The following is a 17,866-nucleotide window of genomic DNA, read 5'->3' on the forward strand; positions in this document are numbered from 1 at the left end:
GCGCGCGACATCTTGCAGAAGGTCATTCGCGCCAACAGTCGCTTAAGTTCCAAACAGAACGGAACACTGCACTAGTAGTCGTAGCGAGAAGAGGGGCTGGGCGGCTTGCATGGCCGAAATCAAATCACAGGGCGATGGGGGCTGTCAACGGGCTGAGTGCAAATGGCGCCGAATTTGATCGCTCAGAATCAGTCCTGTCCGATAGGCGGCATGCGGCCCCGTCGATATCCTTCACGGGTGCGGTGCCGGTGATGCCCCTGTTCACGTTCGGAGTGAGTTGGTCTACGTACTTCGCCGGTTGCCGCACCCCCTCCTGTTGCATTCAATCGGGTTTCAGCGTGGACGTTCGGTGGTGGTCGGTGGGCGCGGCCACGACAGAGAAAGATGGTGTTGAAACGCTAACGCTGCCATATGCGAACGCCGAGCGTCCGCGCCGAAGCCCGATTGCCCCCGCCTCCTGTCTCCCCATCCGCCCCGCCTGCGCAACCGCGCATCGTTCAAAAAATCGATACACGCGCCGATATAGTTTCTTGAATATATCGAAATACCCTCGATTAAACACATTTCATTAAATCGATTAACCTCCGTTTTCGATTTACTGAACAATAGCCATTCTCCGGCGAATATTTTTTTATTTATTTTTCGGCATGCTCGACTCGTCGTGCTTCAAACGGCAAACGTTTGCGCGACACAGCTCGAAGCCTTACCCATCATTCCTCAGGAGGAAAGCATGGCCGATTCTCAAACGTCTTCCAATCGCGCCGGCGAGTTTTCGATTCCGCCGAATACCGATTTCCGCGCGATTTTCTTCGCGAATGCCGCCGAGCAGCAACACATCAAGCTGTTTATCGGTGACAGCAAGGAACCCGCCGCATATCACAAGCTGACGACGCGCGACGGCACGCGTGAAGCGACGCTGAATTCCGGCAACGGCAAGATCCGCTTCGAAGTGTCGGTGAACGGCAAGCCATCGGCCACCGATGCGCGCCTCGCGCCGATCAACGGCAAGAAATCGGACGGCTCGCCGTACACGGTCAACTTCGGGATCGTCGTGTCGGAAGACGGCCACGACAGCGACTACAACGACGGCATCGTCGTGCTCCAGTGGCCGATCGGCTGACCTGACGCGCACCCGACGACTCACCGCCGCCGCCCGCCTCCAGGCCGGCCGGCGGTTGCTCGCCGCATTCGGCGGCACCTCACCCTCTTTGCATCGAAACCCGCCCTACCAACGGAGACCTCCATGCCCCTCCTTTCGGCTTCGATCAACAGCGCCCCCGTGACGACATCGGAAACCTACGTCGACATCCCGGGCCTGACCATCGACATCGCCAAGGCAGAGATTCGAGACGGGAAACTGCAAGTCATCCTCAACGTGCCGACGCCGTACGCGACCGGCAACAACTTCCCCGGCATCTATTTCGCGATCGCGACCGACAAGGGCGTCGTCGCGGACGGCTGCTTCACCTATTCGTCGAAAGTGCCCGAAGCCACCGGGCGCATGCCGTTCACGCTCGTCGCGACGATCGACGCCGGCACCGGCGTCACGTTCGTGAAAGGCCAGTGGAAAAGCGTGCGCGGCAGCGCGATGCATATCGATTCGTACGCGAGCCTGTCCGCGATCGGCGATACAGCCGCGCAATCATCATCACCCGGCAGCGGAAGCGGCGAAACCGGCACGGGCGGCAACCCGGGCGGCACGGGTAGCGGCACGATCGGCGGCGGCGGCGAGCGTGACGGCACGTTTACCCTGCCGCCGAACATCAAGTTCGGCGTCACCGCGCTCACCAACGCGGCGAACGACCAGACGATCGACATCTACGTCGACGACAACCCGAAACCGGCCGCCACGTTCAAGGGCGCCGGCGTGCAGGACCAGAACCTCGGCACCAAAGTGCTCGACTCCGGCAAGGGGCGCGTGCGCGTGATCGTGATGGCGAACGGCAAGCCGTCGCGGCTCGGCTCGCGGCAGGTCGACCTCTTCAAGAAGACCTACTTCGGGATCGTCGGCTCGGAGGACGGCAGCGACGACGACTACAACGACGGCATCGTGTTCCTGAACTGGCCGCTGGGCTGAGCACGATTGCGCGGCGCGGCCGGGTGCGCGCGCCGCCGTCGATCCCGCAGTGACGACGGGGCCGACCACACATTGCGAACCGATTCATTCGAGCAGTCATTGGCAGTCCCACTGCTGTACTCCGTACGCGACAACGGCGAAACCCATTCACCGGCCGCGCGACGCGAGCCCTTTCATCGAGACGAGGACGACATGTCACAACCGTTTACCCATGACGATCTGTACGCCCTGCTGCAACTCGCGGGCAACGATGCCAGCGCCGTACAGGCGAACGGCGACCAGGCGGTGCTCGACCGGATGCGCCAGTTCATGACCGCACAGCTCGTGGAAAAGCTGCCGCAATACGATGTGTTCGTCGACATCGCGACCATCCCGTACAGCTTCGACGTCGGCAGCTGGCAAAACAAGGTGAAGACCGATGCGGCCGGGCAGGTGGTCGCCTGCACGGTGACGTGGGCCGGCGCGCCCGGCGTGCTGCCCGGAGCCGCGGCGAAGTTCGGTGTCGGTGCGGTGGTCAATTACTTCTCGAAGGCGACGCCGCAGCCGCAGCCCACGCAGCCGGATACCACGACGACCGGCGGCGGCGAACGCGACGGCGTCTTCAACCTGCCGCCGAACATCGCGTTCGGCGTGACCGCGCTGGTCAATTCGTCGGCGCCGCAGACGATCGAGGTCTTCGTCGACGACAACCCGAAACCGGCCGCGACGTTCCAGGGCGCCGGCACGCAGGACGCGAACCTGAACACGCAGATCGTGAACTCCGGCAAGGGGAAGGTGCGCGTGGTCGTGACGGCGAACGGCAAGCCGTCGAAGATCGGCTCGCGCCAGGTCGACATCTTCAAGAAGACCTACTTCGGTCTGGTCGGGTCGGAAGACGGGACGGACGGTGACTACAACGACGGTATCGCCATCCTGAACTGGCCGCTCGGCTAAGCAGCGCCATCCTGCCCCCTCGCCACGCCGCCCGGCGTGGCGATCTGCTTTGGCCCGTCGTCCGCGCACGCCCCGCCCGCAAGAACGATCAAATGCCCCCGCCGCCGATACCATATAGTCCGCCCGACACCCTCATTGGAATGCCATGAATCCGGTTGGACAAGCACTCTGGTTTATCGAAACCCAGCTGGACAGGGAATTGACGCTCGACAGGATTGCCGCCAATTGCGACATGACGCGTTTCGGTTTCTCGCGCCTGTTCTCGATGAATACCGGCTGGCCGGTGATGCGCTATGTCCGGTCGAGACGGCTCACGCGTGCGGCGCGCGCGTTGGCACAAGGTGCGCCGGGCATCCTGCATGTGGCGCTCGATGCCGGCTATGGCTCCCATGAGGCGTTCACGCGCGCCTTCCGCGATCTCTTCGGCGTGACGCCCGAGGACGTGCGGGCACGGCGCACCCTCGACGGGTTGTCTCTTGTGGAGCCGCTACGCATGAAAGAACTGAAGATCATCGACGTTGCACCGTCACGCTTCGAAACCACCGGCAAGCGGCTAATCGCCGGCATGAGCGACCGCTACACGTTCGAAACCAACGAAGGCATTCCGGCGCTGTGGCAAGCGTTCATCCCATACATCGGTACCCTTCCCGGCCAGGTCGACGATGTGACCTACGGCGTGTGCTGCAACCCCGATACGGATGGCAGCTTCGAATACATTGCGGGCGTGGAAGTCACCAGCCGCGATCGACTGACCGCACCCTTGCGCTGTGTCGAACTCGCACCGCAGCGGTATGCGGTCTTCGAACACAGCGGGCATATTTCCACGCTGCACCAGACGTTCTACAGCATCTGGAACGGCTGGCTGCCTACGTCGGAATTCAAGGCGGTCGACGCGCCCGAGTTCGAGCGCTACAGCGCGGACTACGATCCGATGACGGGCACCGGCGTGCTGGAAATCTGGTTGCCCGTCGAACCCGCCGTGTAAGCGGTTTGCGTTGATCGGCCGCGACGTGGCTCGTCTCGGCCGGCCCTTCCCCGGCAGTCAGCCAGCAAGCGACCCGGCAAGCGTCGCCATCGCCACCGGCTGCGACCACGCAGCCGACGCCAGATGCGTGCGCGCGTCGAGCACCACGCGATTGAACGCGACGCGCCGTTCGCCCGTCAGCTTCGCCGCCTTGCCCGCCTGGACCAGCGCGACCGGATCGACGAGACGATCGTGCCGCCGGACCTCGAAGTGCAGATGCGGCCCGGTGGCCGTGCCCGTGCTGCCGACCGCGCCGACACGCTCGCCGCGCGCGACCCGCATGCCGGTTCGCAACGTCGGCTCGAATGCCGACAGGTGCGCGTAGTACGACGCATAGCCGCCGTCGTGGCGGATCACCACGTACTTGCCGTAGCCGCGTGGCGCGGTGCCGATGAACGTGACGACGCCACGCTCCGACGCATGAACCGCACGCCCGGACGGCGCCGCGAGATCGACGCCGGAATGCACATGGCGCGCACCGGTTACCGGATGCACGCGCGTACCGAAATGCGAGCTGATTCGTGTTGCGCTGACCGGCATCGCAAACCGCGCGCCGGCGAGCGGCACACCGCCGAGGTCGTAATAGGCGCCCGGCGAGCCGGCATCGGGCGCAAACCACACGCCAGCGACATGCTGGCCGCGAAAGCGCAGCTCGAGCGCCGTCACGCGCACGCCGCCCGGCCGCTTGGCGGTGCCGTCGGGTTCGTATGCAACGCGGAACGTGTCGCCGAGTACACCGCGCTGCTTCGGGTCGACGCGACCGGCGAGCATGCGGGTGATCTGCGCGGCAACGCCGGCCGGCAGATCGGCGCGTGCCAGCGACGCCTGCAGGCTGCCGACGATCACGCCGGCCCGCGCGCCGCGCTCGGCTTCCGCGAGCACGAACGGCTCGGCGGCGGCAAGATCGACGGGACGCCGTTCGAACGCAGCCGGCGCGCCCACCACGGGCAACGGCGACGCAAGACCGTAATCGAACCTCGACGCGTACGCGCGTTCGACCGCCACGCGCGCCGCATCGCACAGCACGCGGTAAGCCACGCAGGCACCGAAGCGCGCAACGGGGTCGTCGCGTTCGCCGGTCGCTGGCACGGCCAACGCATGCGACGCATAGGCAACGTCGAGCGGCGCGGCCGTCGATGCGTGCAAACCGCCCCACGTGGTGCGCGCGGCATTGAAAAAGGGCACGTCGACAAGGTCAGCCATCACGGGCGAAAACGGCGCGGCGTCGTGAGACGCGTGGGCCACCGCCCCCGGTGCGCCGGCCGCACAGGCCGCCGCGATGACACCGCGCAGCAGCGCGCGGCGCATCGGGAAAGCGTGAACGCCGCGCTGCGCGGGTTGACCTTGTTCGCGTGCGAGACGGAAACGCAGGTCTAACCGCATGACGTCGTCACTCGCTGTCTGTCAGTGAAAAATCGGGAGAGAACCGGGTAACGCGGAGGAACGATCGTCGCGACCCGGCAACGTGAAAACGAGTGTATCGGCGTGATCGAAATGGCTGAATAGGACAAGTCCTATTTGATGGAAAAGCATCTTCATACTAAATCGAAATCGCGATTTCGCGGCCTGGCGGCACGGCGATGCGGCATTCGCCCCCACCCATTCGCGCGAACCATCTCGCCCCGAGTACGGTCGAACGCTGCCGGCACGTAAGCGCAAGCTTGCCCGACCACGGCAGGCACGCGACGCGTCGCGCACCGTTTCTCCAAACCGGAATCCCGTCATGTTGCTCGATCACCTGCATCCGGAACGCTGGACGTTCCTGTGGAACGCACTGTCCACTCTCTCCATCAAGCTGTGCGCCGGCCTGGCGCTGCTCGTCGCCGGCTGGTGGCTGTCGAAACGCATCGGCAACTGGCTGAACCGTCTGCTCTCGAACAAGGAGCGCGTCGACGACACGCTGCGGCCGATCCTCTGCGACGTCGCCGTATGGGGCATCCGTATCGTCGCGATCGTCGGCGCGCTGTCGCAGCTCGGCATCGAAACCGCGAGCATCGTCGCGGTGCTCGGCGCCGCCGGCCTCGCGATCGGCCTCGCGCTGCAGGGCACGATGCAGAACATCGCGGCCGGCATCATGCTTCTGCTGCTGCGGCCGTTCAAGGTCAGCGACTATATCGACGGCGGCACGGGCGTCGCGGGCACCGTCGACGAGGTCGGGCTCTTCATGACGCGGCTGACGAAGCCGGACGGCATCTGCGAATACGTGCCGAACAGCGCGCTGTGGGGCAGCTCGATCCGCAACTACACGCGCAACCCGACGCGCCGCCTCGATCTCGAAGTGGAAGTCTCGGTGCATGACGATATAGATCGCGCGCTCGACGCGCTGCGCGGGTTGGCCGCGGCCGATCCCGACGTGCTGCAGGATCCCGCGCCGGACGTGATGGTGATGCGCTTCGACGACAGCACGGTCGTCGCGAACATGCGCGTATGGACGCACACCGACAAGTTCTGGGCAATGCGCTGGCGCCTCGCGCGCCAGGTGCGCAAGACGCTCGCCGACGCGAGCTGCACGCTGCCGATCCGTACGCGCGAGCTGCACATCGTGCACGACGCGGAGCGCCGCACGGACAACACGCAGGCGCAACGGATGTAAGCGGCGCGTGTGCCCGGCCAGCGCTCGAATCAGCCCCGACACCGCTCATCGTCGAGCTTGCATTCGACTGGCTGCGGCAGCCCCGCCTCGTACCAGGGGTGGTCGACCACGACGTGTTCGCCGGTATCGCGGCCTGAGGCCCGCGCCTGCGGTCAGCGCGCGATACCGGCTTGCAGTGCTGCGTTACATCTTCACGATATCGAGCAGCGCCTTCTTGCCGCTCTTGTACGTGAACACCGAGATTGCCCCATGCTTCAGGTCGCCCTGCGGCGTGAAGCTCGTCTCACCGATCACGCCTTTGTAGTCGGTGGCCGGCATCGCGGCCAGCACCTTCGCCGGGTCGGTCGAGTTCGCGCGTTTCATCGCGTCGACGATGATGTAGACGGCGTCGTACGAGAACGGCGCGTACACCTGCATCGGCTGGTGGTAACGCGCCTCATAGCGTTTCGCGAACGCCGCCCCGCCCGGCATCTTCTCGAGCGCGATACCGGCCTCGGAGCACACGACGTTGTCTGACGCCGGACCCGCGAGCTTCGGCAGGTCGGTCGAGCACACGCCGTCGCCGGCGAGGATCTTTGCACGCATGCCGAGCTGGCGCGCCTGCTTCGCGAGCGGGCCGCCCGTCGCGTCCATGCCGCCGTACATGATCGCGTCCGGGTTGGCGCCCTTGATCTTCGTGAGGATCGCGCGGAAGTCGATCGCCTTGTCGTTGGTCGCGTCGCGCGACACGACCTTCATCCCGGCCGCCTTCGCGGCCTTCTCGAATTCGGTCGCGAGGCCCTGCCCGTACGCGGTCGAATCGTCGACCACGGCCACCGTCTTGATGCCCATGTTCTTCGCCGCATACATCGCGAGCGCCGGCCCCTGCTGCGCGTCGGTCGCAACCACGCGGTAGGTCGTCTTGAAACCCTGCTGCGTGTACGTCGGGTTGGTCGCGGCCTGCGAGATCTGTACGACGCCGCCGTCGCGATAGACGCGCGACGCCGGAATCGACGTGCCCGAATTGTGATGGCCGACGACACCGACGACCTTGTCGTCGACGAGCCGCTGCGCGACCTGCGTCGCGGTGCGCGGATCGCCCGCGTCGTCCTGCGCGTCGAGCTGCAGCGTGACCTTCTTGCCGCCGATCGTCAGGCCCTTCGCGTTGATTTCCTCGACCGCGAGGCGCGCGCCGTTCTCGCTGTCCTTGCCGAGGTGCGCGATCGCGCCGGTCAGCGGCGCGACGTGGCCGATGCGCACGATTTCGTCCGCGTGTGCGGACAGCGCGCAAGTGAGCGCCGCCGCTGCCGCGAATGCCGTCATGGAATGTCGAAGCATGTCTGTCTCCTGGTCAGTCTTGTGGGTCCCGTTCAATGCGGGACGTGTTGTGGTTCGGATGACGAAGCGTGGACGGTCAGTGATGCAGCGCTTCCCGCACCGCTCGGCCGATCCCGGCCGGCAGCACGGCGGACTCGCCGCGCGTCGCGACGCCGTAAAGGTCCTTCGGATCGCGCGGCGCGGGAATCAGGTCGAGCTCGATGCCGATCTCGCGCTCGCGCGCGGCGGCGTTCAGATAGCGCAGCGCCGAGAAATCCTCGAGGGCGAAGCCGACCGAATCGAACACCGTCACTTGCGCATCCGATTCGCGGCCCGGTTCGGCACCCGACACGATCCGCGCGAACTCGATCACCGGGAAATCCGCCGGCATCTGCTGGATATCTCCTTCGATGCGCGTCTGCGGCTCGTATTCGACGATGACGCGTGCGCGGCGCAGCACATCCGCATGCAGCTCGGTCTTGCCCGGGCAATCGCCGCCCACGGCGTTCACGTGCATCCCGTCCTCGATCATGTCGGGCGTCAGGATCGTCGCGTTGGTCTTGTCGGCCGTGACCGTCGTCACGATGTCCGCGCCACGCACCGCGTCCGCCGCCGACGCGCAGCGGATCACGCGCAATCCCTCGAACGACGCGAGGTTGCGAATCAGCTTGTCGGTCGCGGCCGGATCGATGTCGAACACGCGCAGTTCGTCGATGCCGAGCATCACGTGGAATGCGATCGCCTGGAATTCGCTCTGCGCGCCGTTGCCGATCAGCGCCATCGAACGTGCATCGGCACGTGCGAGAAAGCGCGCGACCAATGCGGAGGTCGCGGCGGTGCGGATCGCGGTCGTCAGCGTCATCTCGCTCAACAGCAGCGGATAGCCGGTATCGACGTCGGCCAGCACGCCGAACGCCATCACGGTCAGCAGGTCGGCCTTGGTGTTTTTCGGGTGGCCGTTGACGTACTTGAACGCATACAGCCGCGCGTCCGACGTCGGCATCAGCTCGATCACGCCGTCAGTCGAATGGCTGGCGAGGCGGGCGGTCTTCTCGAACGTCTCCCAGCGCCGGTAGTCCTGCTCGATAGTCGAGGCCATCGTCGTCAGGATCTGCGTCATCCCGACTTCGGCCACGAGCGTCGACACGCTCGTCACATTTAGGTATCGCGTCATGCCCTTGCTCCACGGTTGCGGCGGCCGGCACGGGGCTCGGCCGCCGTTGAAACGGTCGGCGCCGCGCGTTACGCGCGCCCTTCGAATCCCAGCAGCACGTTGACCGCGTTGATGCCGATCTCGTCGACCATGTAGCCGCCTTCCATCACGAACAGCGTCGGCACGTTCAGGCGCGCGAGCGCCGCGCCGATGCGCAGGTAGTCGGCCGAGCGCAGCCGGAAATGGCTGATCGGGTCGTGCTCGAAGGTGTCGACGCCGAGCGACACGACGAGCGCGTCGGGCGCATGCGCGTCGATCGCGGTGGCCGCGTGGTCGAGCGCCGCCGAGTAGGTGTCCCACAGCGTGCCCTTCGGCAGCGGCAGGTTCAGGTTGAACCCTTCGCCCGCGCCGATGCCGCGTTCTTCCGCATAGCCGGAGAAGTACGGGTACGACACCGGCGGCTCGCCGTGGATCGACGCGAACAGCACGTCCGCGCGGTCGTAGAAGATGTCCTGCGTGCCATTGCCGTGGTGGAAATCGACGTCGAGCACCGCGACGCGCGCGGCGCCCTGCGCGATGCAGTGCTGCGCGGCGATCGCCGCGTTGTTCAGGTAGCAATAGCCGCCCATGTACTCGCGGCCCGCGTGATGGCCGGGCGGGCGGCACAGCGCGAACGCCGCGCGCGCCGCGCCGCTCGACAGCAGGTCGGCGCCGGTGAGCGCCGAGTTCGCGCTCGCGCTCACGGCATCCCACGTGCCGGCGTTGATCGGCGCACCGGCGTCCATCGCGTAGAAGCCGAGCTTGCCGTCGATGAACGCGGGCGGCGTCGCGGCGGCCGGCATCGCGCGCACCGGCCACACGAGCGGCAGCGCCTGGCAGGTGCGGCCCGTCGCGGCCCACTCGTCCCACGCACCGGCGAGGAAATCGACATAGCGGGCGCTGTGCGCGGCCGCGTAGCGGGCGCGGTCGAACGGCTTCGGCGCGATCACGTCGCCGAGGCCGGCGGCGCGCACCTGCGCGAGCACCGTTTCGGCGCGAAGGGGGTTTTCGAACGAATCGGTGATCGCGCCGTCCTTCAGTTCGACGCCGCGATGCAGTTGGTGATCGCTGCTGTAGACCGTGAGCATGGTTGACTGTTGCGGTGAGGGTGGCAACAGTTTATTGACGGCAACCGGCAATAGCTTTGCTTTCGACGCGCGGCTTTTATACAATTTTGAGAAAACCGCCTACGGAATCCACGAAATGAGCAAAAATCGCGCGTCGGCCGAACTGGATGGCGTCGACCGCGCCATGCTGCGCCTGCTGCAGGACGACGGCGCGCTGTCGAACGCGACGCTCGGCGAGAAGCTGTCGCTGAGCGTCACGCCCTGCTGGCGGCGCCGCAAGCGGCTCGAGGACGAGGGCGTGATCACCGGCTACCAGGCGAATCTCGACCGGCGCGCGCTCGGCATGAACGTGTTCGCGTTCGTGCAGGTGACGTTCAACATGCATTCCGACCAGGATTCCGATCACTTCGAGGACGTGATGCGGCGTCACGACGAAGTGACGTCCTGCCACAAGATCACCGGCGCGGCCGACTACATCCTGCAGGTCGTCGCGGCCGATCTCGACGCGTATGCGGAATTCGTCGAGCGCGTGTTGCGCAAGCAGGCCGGGGTGTCGTCGATCCAGTCGAGCCTCGCGTTGCGCGAAGTGAAGTTCTCGTCGCGCGTGCCGGTGCCAGGCGACTGAACGATGCGGCGAACGTGCAGGCCGCCGCCCGACTCTCCGAAACTCATCCCATGGAGCACTACCCAATGAAGCGTTTCCTCCCTTCGGTGTCGCTGGCCGCCACGCTGGCCTGCGCGTTCGCACTGAGCGCCTGTGCCGCGCCATCCACGCCGCCGGCTCAATCGTCGGCGCCGGCCGTACCGCCGATGCCCGGTAGCGATCGCGATGCGCACGGCTGCATCCCTTCGGCCGGCTATTCGTGGTGCGAAGCAACGCAGCAATGCGAGCGCCCGTGGGAACTCGCGAAACAGAAGGGCTTCGCGAATTCGGCGCAAGCGTACGACCAGTTCTGCCGGAACGGTGCCGCGAAGTAAAGTGACGTGACGTCACGCGATCGTGTCGCGGCGCGCTGCCGCGACACGACGCAGCGCCCGTCGAAAATCCCTCCCGATCCCGCGCAGTTATCCCCATCTTTCCCGGTTCCCGCGACCGTCATTCCGGAAACCCGGACACGCAAAAAACCCCACGAAAACAACGGTATTTTTCGTTTGTGACACAGCAAACGAGTTCGGTTACATTACGCGCCCCTTGCCACCCCGCCCCCGCAAAACGCGTCGCGCGCGGCCTCTTTCCACGCAGCCCGAAGCGCCTTCCGCTCAGGCTTGCCGCAAGGGCCCGGGCGCGTCGTGCGCCACTGTGACACAGGCGCTTGCCTGCCCGCAGGAAGCCGATCCGAAGGTGTCCTTGCCGACGGTTTCGCGTGCGCAAATGCAACGGCGCGCGGCGTCGATCCGGAATTCCGGATTCGCGATCCGGATCTCCGGACCCGCGTGTCGCCGCGATCGACACACGCGCCGGGCGGCGTGGCAAACCGATGCATCCAAGTTGAAAAAGGGATCTGCTGTGATCAAAACGTTACGGGTAATACTGTCGGCGCTTGCGCTGTGCGTCGCCGCGTCGTCCGCGCACGCCGCCGATACGAAGAAGGTCGACGTCCTGCTGGTGGGCGGCGGCATCATGAGCTCGACGCTCGGCGTCTGGCTGCACGAGCTGCAACCTGACTGGTCGATGACGATGGTCGAGCGCCTCGACGGCGTCGCGCTGGAAAGCTCGAACGGCTGGAACAACGCCGGCACCGGCCACTCGGCACTCGCCGAACTCAACTACACGCCGGAGAAGGCGGACGGCAAGATCGACATCTCGAAGGCGATCGAGATCAACGAGTCGTTCCAGATCTCGCGCCAGTTCTGGGCGTGGCAGGTCAAGCAGGGCGTGCTGAAGAACCCGCACTCGTTCATCAACTCGACGCCGCACATGAGCTTCGTGTGGGGCGACGACAACGTCCGCTTCCTGAAGAAGCGCTACGAAGCGCTGCAGGCGAGCCCGCTGTTCCGCGGGATGCAGTATTCGGAAAACTACGACCAGATCAAGCAGTGGGTGCCGCTGATGATGGAAGGCCGCGACCGCAACCAGAAGGTCGCGGCAACGTGGACGCCGATCGGCACCGACGTGAACTTCGGCGAGATCACGCGCCAGTTCGTCGGCTACCTGAAGACGCAGCCGAACTTCACGCTGTCGCTGTCGAGCGAAGTGCGCGAGATCACGCGCAATGCCGACGGCACATGGCACGTGACGTGGGTCAAGCTGCACTCGGATGAACCGGCGCAATCGGTCGACGCGAAGTTCGTGTTCATCGGCGCGGGCGGCGGTGCGCTGCATCTGCTGCAGGCGTCGGGCATCCCCGAGGCGAAGGACTACGGCGCGTTCCCGGTCGGCGGCTCGTTCCTCGTGACGGAGAACCCCGAAGTCGTGAAGCAGCATCTCGCGAAGGCGTACGGCAAGGCGTCGGTCGGCTCGCCGCCGATGTCGGTGCCGCACCTCGACACGCGGATCATCGACGGCAAGAAGATCATCCTGTTCGGGCCGTTCGCGACGTTCTCGACCAAGTTCCTGAAGAATGGCTCGTACTTCGACCTGCTCAAGAGCACCAACACGCACAACGTCGCGCCGATGATGCGCGTGGGTGTGGACGAATTCCCGCTGGTCCAGTACCTCGCCGGCCAGCTGATGCTGTCCGACGACGACCGCTTCAACGCGCTGAAGGAATACTTCCCGAACGCGAAGAAGGAAGACTGGCGCCTGTGGCAAGCCGGCCAGCGCGTGCAGATCATCAAGCGCGACCCGGTGAAGGGTGGCGTGCTGAAGCTCGGCACCGAGATCGTCGCGTCGCAGGACGGCAGCATCGCGGGCCTGCTCGGCGCATCGCCGGGCGCGTCGACGGCCGCGCCGATCATGCTGAACCTGATGAAGAAGGTGTTCAAGGACAAGGTCGCGACGCCCGAGTGGCAGCAGAAGATCCGCCAGATCGTGCCGAGCTACGGCACGAAGCTGAACGACAGCCCGGCGAAGGTCGTCGAGGAATGGACGTACACCAGCGACGTGCTGCAGCTGTCGCCGCCGCCGAAGATCGACGTCAACACGCCGTCGCAGGCCACCGGCACCGCGCCGGCCCGCCCGGCGAAGGCCTCGGCCGACATGGCGCTGTAACGCGCCAAGCGCCGCGCGACACCGTTGCGCCGCATGACACGGCCGCCCTCCGGGGCGGCCGTTTTTCTTGGCGGGCCCCGGGCGGAACCGCCCAGCCGGTCGCCCGCTTCCGCTAGAATTGCGGCACGCGCGACCCTGTCGCCGCCCGATCCATCATCCGCATCGACGCAATCCAAGCGACGCCCGGTGCGGCCCGCGCCCAAGCCGCGCGAGCGCCGCCCGCCGTTGCCGCGCCCGCCCGGGCGCGCCATCAACCGAATTCAGCTGGAGAAAGACCGTGTTTACCTGCCGAAACCAGAGCTGCGGCACGCAGTGGGAGCAGTCCGACGTCGTCATCAAGGACGAAGGCCAGGGGCTGCTGTTCCGCTGCCCGCTGTGCGGCGCGCGCAACTACCTCGAACGCTTCGAAGACGACGAAGGCAAGGTCGTCTACGAGCAGATGGAAGGCCGCCCTTACCTCGGAGACCTGGAATGACCCAGCCGACCGCCACGCCGTTCAGCGCGCTGTCGTTGACGCCCGCCACGCTTGCCAACCTCGCGCAGCTCGGCTATGTCGACATGACGCCGATCCAGGCCGCGAGCCTGCCGATCGCGCTGGCCGGCCAAGACCTGATCGCGCAGGCGAAGACGGGTAGCGGCAAGACCGCCGCGTTCTCGCTCGCGCTGCTGGCGCGCCTCGACGCACGCCGCTTCGACGTGCAGGCGATGATCCTGTGCCCGACGCGCGAACTCGCCGACCAGGTCGCGCAGGAAGTGCGCCGCCTCGCGCGCGCCGAAGAGAACGTGAAGGTGCTGACGCTGTGCGGCGGCACGCCGATGCGCCCGCAGGCGCAGAGCCTCGAGCACGGCGCGCATATCGTCGTCGGTACGCCGGGCCGCATCATGGACCACCTCGATCGCGGCAACCTGAAGCTCGACGCGCTGAACACGCTGGTACTCGACGAAGCCGACCGGATGCTCGACATGGGCTTCTTCGACGACATCGCAAAGGTCGCGCGGATGTGCCCGACCACGCGCCAGACGCTGCTGTTCTCGGCGACCTATCCGGACGGCATCGCGAAACTGAGCCAGCAGTTCCTGCGCAACCCGAAGGAAATCAAGCTCGAAGAGCGTCACGACAACAGCAAGATCCGCCAGCGCTTCTATGAAGTGACGGAAGACGAGCGGCTGCATGCGGTGGGCCAGTTGCTGAACCACTACCGGCCGGTGAGCACGATCGCGTTCTGCAACACGAAGCAGCAGTGCCGCGACCTGCTCGACGTGCTGCACGCGCAGGGCTTCCACGCGCTCGCGCTGCACGGCGAGCTCGACCAGCGCGAGCGCGACCAGGTGCTGATCCAGTTCGCGAACCGCAGCTGCTCGGTACTGGTGGCAACCGACGTCGCCGCGCGCGGGCTCGACATCGCGCAGCTCGAAGCGGTGATCAACGTCGACGTGACGCCCGACCCCGAAGTGCACGTGCACCGCATCGGCCGCACGGGCCGCGCGGATCAGGACGGCTGGGCGCTGAGCCTCGCGAGCATGGACGAGATGGGCCGCGTCGGCGGGATCGAGCAGGCGCAGAAGCGCGACGTCGAATGGCATCCGCTCGCGGAACTGAAGCCGGCCGACGACGGCGTGCTGACGCCGCCGATGGAAACGCTGCAGATCCTCGGCGGACGCAAGGACAAGATCCGCCCGGGCGACGTGCTCGGCGCGCTGACCGGCGACGCCGGGTTCGACGGCAAGCAGATCGGCAAGATCAACGTGACCGAGTTCTCGACCTATGTCGCGCTCGAGCGCGGCGTGGCGCGCGACGCGCTGCGCAAGCTCAATGCAGGGAAGATCAAGGGCAAGCGGGTCAAGGTCCGGTTGATGGACGAAGAGTAATACCGAAGCGCGCCGCGACCCTCACGCGGCGCGCTCGCCCAGCATCGCCAGGTACTGCTGTACCGCCCCCCATTCCCCGCCGATCCGGCTGAGTGCGACGAGTTCGGAGCCCGGCACGCTGCCGGCGAGTGTCCGGTACACGATGTTCGGCGCCGCGATCCGGCTCAGCGGCGACGGCACCAGCGCCACGCCGAGGCCAGCCCCCGTCAACGCCAGCACCGACAGCGTGCTGCTCACCTTGTGTGCGATGCGCGGCGTCTTGCCGAGCACCCGCCGCAGGATCGCAAGCTGTCCTTCGTCGTCACCGTCCGCCGCGTAGAAAATGAACGGCTCGTCCGTGAGTGCCGCGACACTCACCGTGCGCCGCTTCGCCAGCGCGTGCCGGTCGCTCATCATCACGTCCCACGCCCAGCTGCCGACCGTCCGTACGGCCAGCTTCGGATCGAACGCCGTGCCGAAAGCCGGGCAATAGCCGATGTCGAGCCGGCCCGCGAGGATCGCGTCCTGCTGCGCGGCCGGCGCCATCTCGTGCAGGTCGAGCGTCACTTCCGGCCACGCCGCATGAAACGCAATCAGGTCGTCGGACAGCCGCCCCGTCGCGACCGCATTGCCGACGAAGCCGATCCGCACCACGCCCGTTTCGCCGCGTGCCGCGCGCTGCACCAGCGTCTTCGCGCGCTCGGCCTGCTCGAGCGTGTGTCGCGCCTCGGTCACCAGCAGCCGGCCGGCGTCCGTCAGCGCCACCTTGCGCGTGCTGCGCTCGAACAGCGCGGTACCGAGTTCCTCCTCGAGCGCGCGAATCTGCATGCTCAGCGCGGGCTGCACGATATGCAGCCGCTCCGCCGCACGGCCGAAATGCCCCTCTTCGGCAACCGCGAGAAAGTAGCGCAAATGGCGAAGGTCCATACGGTCGATTCATCACTGAAAACAATCAATCCTGAAATTTAATGTATTTGATTGAAAAATCAACCATGCGCATCCTGACGGTCAGACGTTGCACCGCAGCGCACTTCCACAGGAGCCGAGTCATGTCCGACCGCAACCGTATCGATGTCCACCAACACGTCGTCCCGCCGTTCTGGGCCGATGCGCTGCCCGCCCACGGCGGCGACCCGTCCGGCTGGGGCAGCCCCACCTGGAGCCCGGAAAGCGCGATCGCGTTCATGGATTCGCTGGAAATCCAGACCGGCGTGCTGTCGCTGACGGCGCCCGGCGTCCAGGGCTGGAACGGCCAGGCCAAGCGCGACATGGCGCGCCAGGTCAACGAATACGTGGCCGGCCTCGTCGCACAACGGCCGGACCGCTTCGGCAACTTCGCGACGCTGCCGCTGCCCGACGTCGACGGCACGCTCGCCGAAATCGGCCACGCATTCGACACGCTGAAGGCCGACGGCGTCGTGCTGCTCAGCAACTACGGCGGCGTCTATCTGGGCGATCCGGCCTTCGAATCCGTCTGGGCAGAACTCGACCGCCGCCGCGCAGTCGTGTTCATCCACCCGGCGAAGCCCGCGATCGACGCGGTGCCCGGGATGCCCGGCCCGCTGCTCGACTATCCGTTCGATACGACGCGCACGGCCGTCCAGCTCGTGCTGAACGGCGTGATCGCGCGGCATCCGAACGTGCGCATCATCCTGTCGCACGCGGGCGGCTTCCTGCCGTACACCGCGTACCGCTTTGCCGAACTCGCGCCGGGCGTACGCAACGACGTGCCGAATCGCGACGGGCTGCTCGACCTGCTGCGCACGTTCTACTTCGATACCGCGCTGTCGTCGCCGTCCGCACTGCCGAGCCTCACCGCGTTTGCGCAACCCGATCGCGTGCTGTACGGCAGCGACTTCCCGTACGCGCCGCCCGCCGTCAGCACATCGTTCACCCACGCGCAGGATGCGTATGCGGCGCTCGGCGCCGACCGGCACGCCGCGATCAACCATGCGAACGCATTGCCGCTGTTCCCGCGTCTCGCGGCGCTCGCGCGGTAACGCACGACGCCGTGTCGCGTGACGCCCCGGCCCCGCAACGGCGGCGTCACGCGCGCAACCGGCGCCGCGCCGTCAGGTCAGAACGGAATGACGGCCTTCGCCCACACGGCCTCCCCGGCCGGCCGGTTGCGCACGAAGAACTCCTTCACGACGCGCGCTTCCACACTGATCTTGCTGAACTGGTAGCGAAACCCCGGCCCGATCGCGAACGTCTGGCCGCGAAAGCCGTCGCCCGCGACCGGCTGCCCGTTCTGCATGTCGTCCGTGGTCTGCTTGACGAAGTAGCCCGACAAGCCGACCCGCGCCTTCGGCGTGACCGCATAGCTCGCCGAATAGTCGACGTGAAACAGGTTCCCCGAGTGGTAGTGGGTGCCGTTGTTCGGCGAGTTGAAGCTGTACGTGATCTTCGCGGACACCTCGACCTTGTCGTTCGGCAGCCACGACACGCCGAACACCGGCCGCGCGGTGTAATAGTTCTTGCCGGTGTTCAGCGCTGAATGCGCGTCGTACTGTCCGGTCGGAAACACGAATTCGATCGCCGCGACCGTGCGCAGCGCGCCCGAACCCCACGCGATCAGCGCGGGGCTGACGATCAGGTCGCCGAGGTTGGACCTATCCGTCATTTTGTGGGCGGGGCATATCATGAGGTGTAAAAGCCATGGATATGCCGATGAAGAAGAAAAGA

Annotated in this window: 17 protein-coding genes; 11 read left to right on the top strand and 6 right to left on the bottom strand. The window is 66.2% G+C overall.

Translation table 11 applies throughout. The features are described 5' to 3' along the window. Positions 1 to 730 precede the first annotated feature (730 nt). The 4 genes from BDO18943_RS40930 to BDO18943_RS40945 all read left to right on the top strand — a co-directional run bounded on the left by BDO18943_RS40930 (position 731) and on the right by BDO18943_RS40945 (position 3,995). On the top strand, positions 731 to 1,120 hold the full coding sequence (locus tag BDO18943_RS40930) for a fucose-binding lectin II (RefSeq protein ID WP_043178912.1): 390 nt from the start codon (positions 731 to 733) through the stop codon (positions 1,118 to 1,120). Between the two features lie 123 nt (positions 1,121 to 1,243). Continuing rightward, positions 1,244 to 2,077: a fucose-binding lectin II gene (locus BDO18943_RS40935; RefSeq protein WP_175026538.1), complete on the top strand. Its 834-nt coding sequence runs from the start codon at positions 1,244 to 1,246 to the stop codon at positions 2,075 to 2,077. A gap of 192 nt (positions 2,078 to 2,269) precedes the next feature. Continuing rightward, on the top strand, positions 2,270 to 3,010 hold the full coding sequence (locus BDO18943_RS40940; RefSeq protein WP_175026539.1) for a fucose-binding lectin II: 741 nt from the start codon (positions 2,270 to 2,272) through the stop codon (positions 3,008 to 3,010). 145 nt (positions 3,011 to 3,155) lie between these two features. Beyond that, entirely contained in the window at positions 3,156 to 3,995 is an 840-nt protein-coding gene (locus BDO18943_RS40945) for an AraC family transcriptional regulator (protein ID WP_175026540.1), read from the top strand. 57 nt (positions 3,996 to 4,052) lie between these two features. On the opposite strand, the gene BDO18943_RS40950 is transcribed toward BDO18943_RS40945, so the two are convergent. Further along, entirely contained in the window at positions 4,053 to 5,417 is a 1,365-nt protein-coding gene (locus tag BDO18943_RS40950; RefSeq protein ID WP_175026541.1) for a M23 family metallopeptidase, read from the bottom strand. A gap of 340 nt (positions 5,418 to 5,757) precedes the next feature. Between BDO18943_RS40950 and BDO18943_RS40955 the strand changes: the two genes are divergently transcribed. Then, positions 5,758 to 6,627, top strand: a complete 870-nt coding sequence (locus tag BDO18943_RS40955; protein WP_175026542.1) for a mechanosensitive ion channel family protein — start codon at positions 5,758 to 5,760, stop codon at positions 6,625 to 6,627. 183 nt (positions 6,628 to 6,810) lie between these two features. On the opposite strand, the gene BDO18943_RS40960 is transcribed toward BDO18943_RS40955, so the two are convergent. The 3 genes from BDO18943_RS40960 to BDO18943_RS40970 form a co-directional block, all read right to left on the bottom strand. Next, the gene (locus BDO18943_RS40960; RefSeq protein WP_175026543.1) at positions 6,811 to 7,944 is read right to left on the bottom strand and encodes a branched-chain amino acid ABC transporter substrate-binding protein; all 1,134 of its coding nucleotides are present in this window, start codon (positions 7,942 to 7,944) and stop codon (positions 6,811 to 6,813) included. 76 nt (positions 7,945 to 8,020) lie between these two features. Continuing rightward, positions 8,021 to 9,097 (bottom strand): ornithine cyclodeaminase, encoded by a 1,077-nt coding sequence (locus BDO18943_RS40965; RefSeq protein WP_175026544.1) that lies wholly within the window; start codon positions 9,095 to 9,097, stop codon positions 8,021 to 8,023. Positions 9,098 to 9,165: 68 nt separating this feature from the next. Then, positions 9,166 to 10,203, bottom strand: coding sequence for a histone deacetylase family protein (locus BDO18943_RS40970; protein WP_175026545.1), 1,038 nt, complete (start codon positions 10,201 to 10,203; stop codon positions 9,166 to 9,168). Between the two features lie 115 nt (positions 10,204 to 10,318). Here BDO18943_RS40970 and BDO18943_RS40975 point away from each other — a divergent pair, with 115 nt between their 5' ends. The 5 genes from BDO18943_RS40975 to dbpA all read left to right on the top strand — a co-directional run bounded on the left by BDO18943_RS40975 (position 10,319) and on the right by dbpA (position 15,202). Beyond that, positions 10,319 to 10,807, top strand: coding sequence for an Lrp/AsnC family transcriptional regulator (locus BDO18943_RS40975; protein WP_175010758.1), 489 nt, complete (start codon positions 10,319 to 10,321; stop codon positions 10,805 to 10,807). A 65-nt stretch (positions 10,808 to 10,872) separates the two neighbouring features. Next, positions 10,873 to 11,160, top strand: a complete 288-nt coding sequence (locus BDO18943_RS40980; protein WP_089453916.1) for a hypothetical protein — start codon at positions 10,873 to 10,875, stop codon at positions 11,158 to 11,160. A 511-nt stretch (positions 11,161 to 11,671) separates the two neighbouring features. Then, complete coding sequence (gene mqo / locus BDO18943_RS40985) at positions 11,672 to 13,333, top strand: malate dehydrogenase (quinone) (protein ID WP_175026546.1); 1,662 nt, start codon at positions 11,672 to 11,674, stop codon at positions 13,331 to 13,333. A gap of 277 nt (positions 13,334 to 13,610) precedes the next feature. Then, the gene (locus BDO18943_RS40990) at positions 13,611 to 13,808 is read left to right on the top strand and encodes a hypothetical protein (protein ID WP_039344264.1); all 198 of its coding nucleotides are present in this window, start codon (positions 13,611 to 13,613) and stop codon (positions 13,806 to 13,808) included. After that, a complete protein-coding gene (gene dbpA / locus BDO18943_RS40995; RefSeq protein WP_175026547.1) occupies positions 13,805 to 15,202 on the top strand; it encodes an ATP-dependent RNA helicase DbpA in 1,398 nt (465 codons plus the stop codon). Before BDO18943_RS40990 ends, dbpA begins: the two co-directional genes overlap by 4 nt. 21 nt (positions 15,203 to 15,223) lie before the next feature. On the opposite strand, the gene BDO18943_RS41000 is transcribed toward dbpA, so the two are convergent. Next, complete coding sequence (locus tag BDO18943_RS41000) at positions 15,224 to 16,108, bottom strand: LysR substrate-binding domain-containing protein (RefSeq protein WP_175026548.1); 885 nt, start codon at positions 16,106 to 16,108, stop codon at positions 15,224 to 15,226. Between the two features lie 122 nt (positions 16,109 to 16,230). On the opposite strand from BDO18943_RS41000, the gene hndA reads away from it, so the two are divergent. Beyond that, positions 16,231 to 17,181 (top strand): 2-hydroxy-1-naphthoic acid nonoxidative decarboxylase, encoded by a 951-nt coding sequence (gene hndA, locus BDO18943_RS41005; RefSeq protein ID WP_175026549.1) that lies wholly within the window; start codon positions 16,231 to 16,233, stop codon positions 17,179 to 17,181. A gap of 77 nt (positions 17,182 to 17,258) precedes the next feature. Here the strand turns inward: hndA and BDO18943_RS41010 are convergent, their stop codons facing one another. Then, the gene (locus BDO18943_RS41010) at positions 17,259 to 17,804 is read right to left on the bottom strand and encodes a SphA family protein (protein WP_235996321.1); all 546 of its coding nucleotides are present in this window, start codon (positions 17,802 to 17,804) and stop codon (positions 17,259 to 17,261) included. Positions 17,805 to 17,866 lie beyond the last annotated feature (62 nt).

Origin of the sequence: Burkholderia aenigmatica, assembly GCF_902499175.1 — a bacterium.
Taxonomy (GTDB): Bacteria; Pseudomonadota; Gammaproteobacteria; order Burkholderiales; family Burkholderiaceae; genus Burkholderia; species Burkholderia aenigmatica.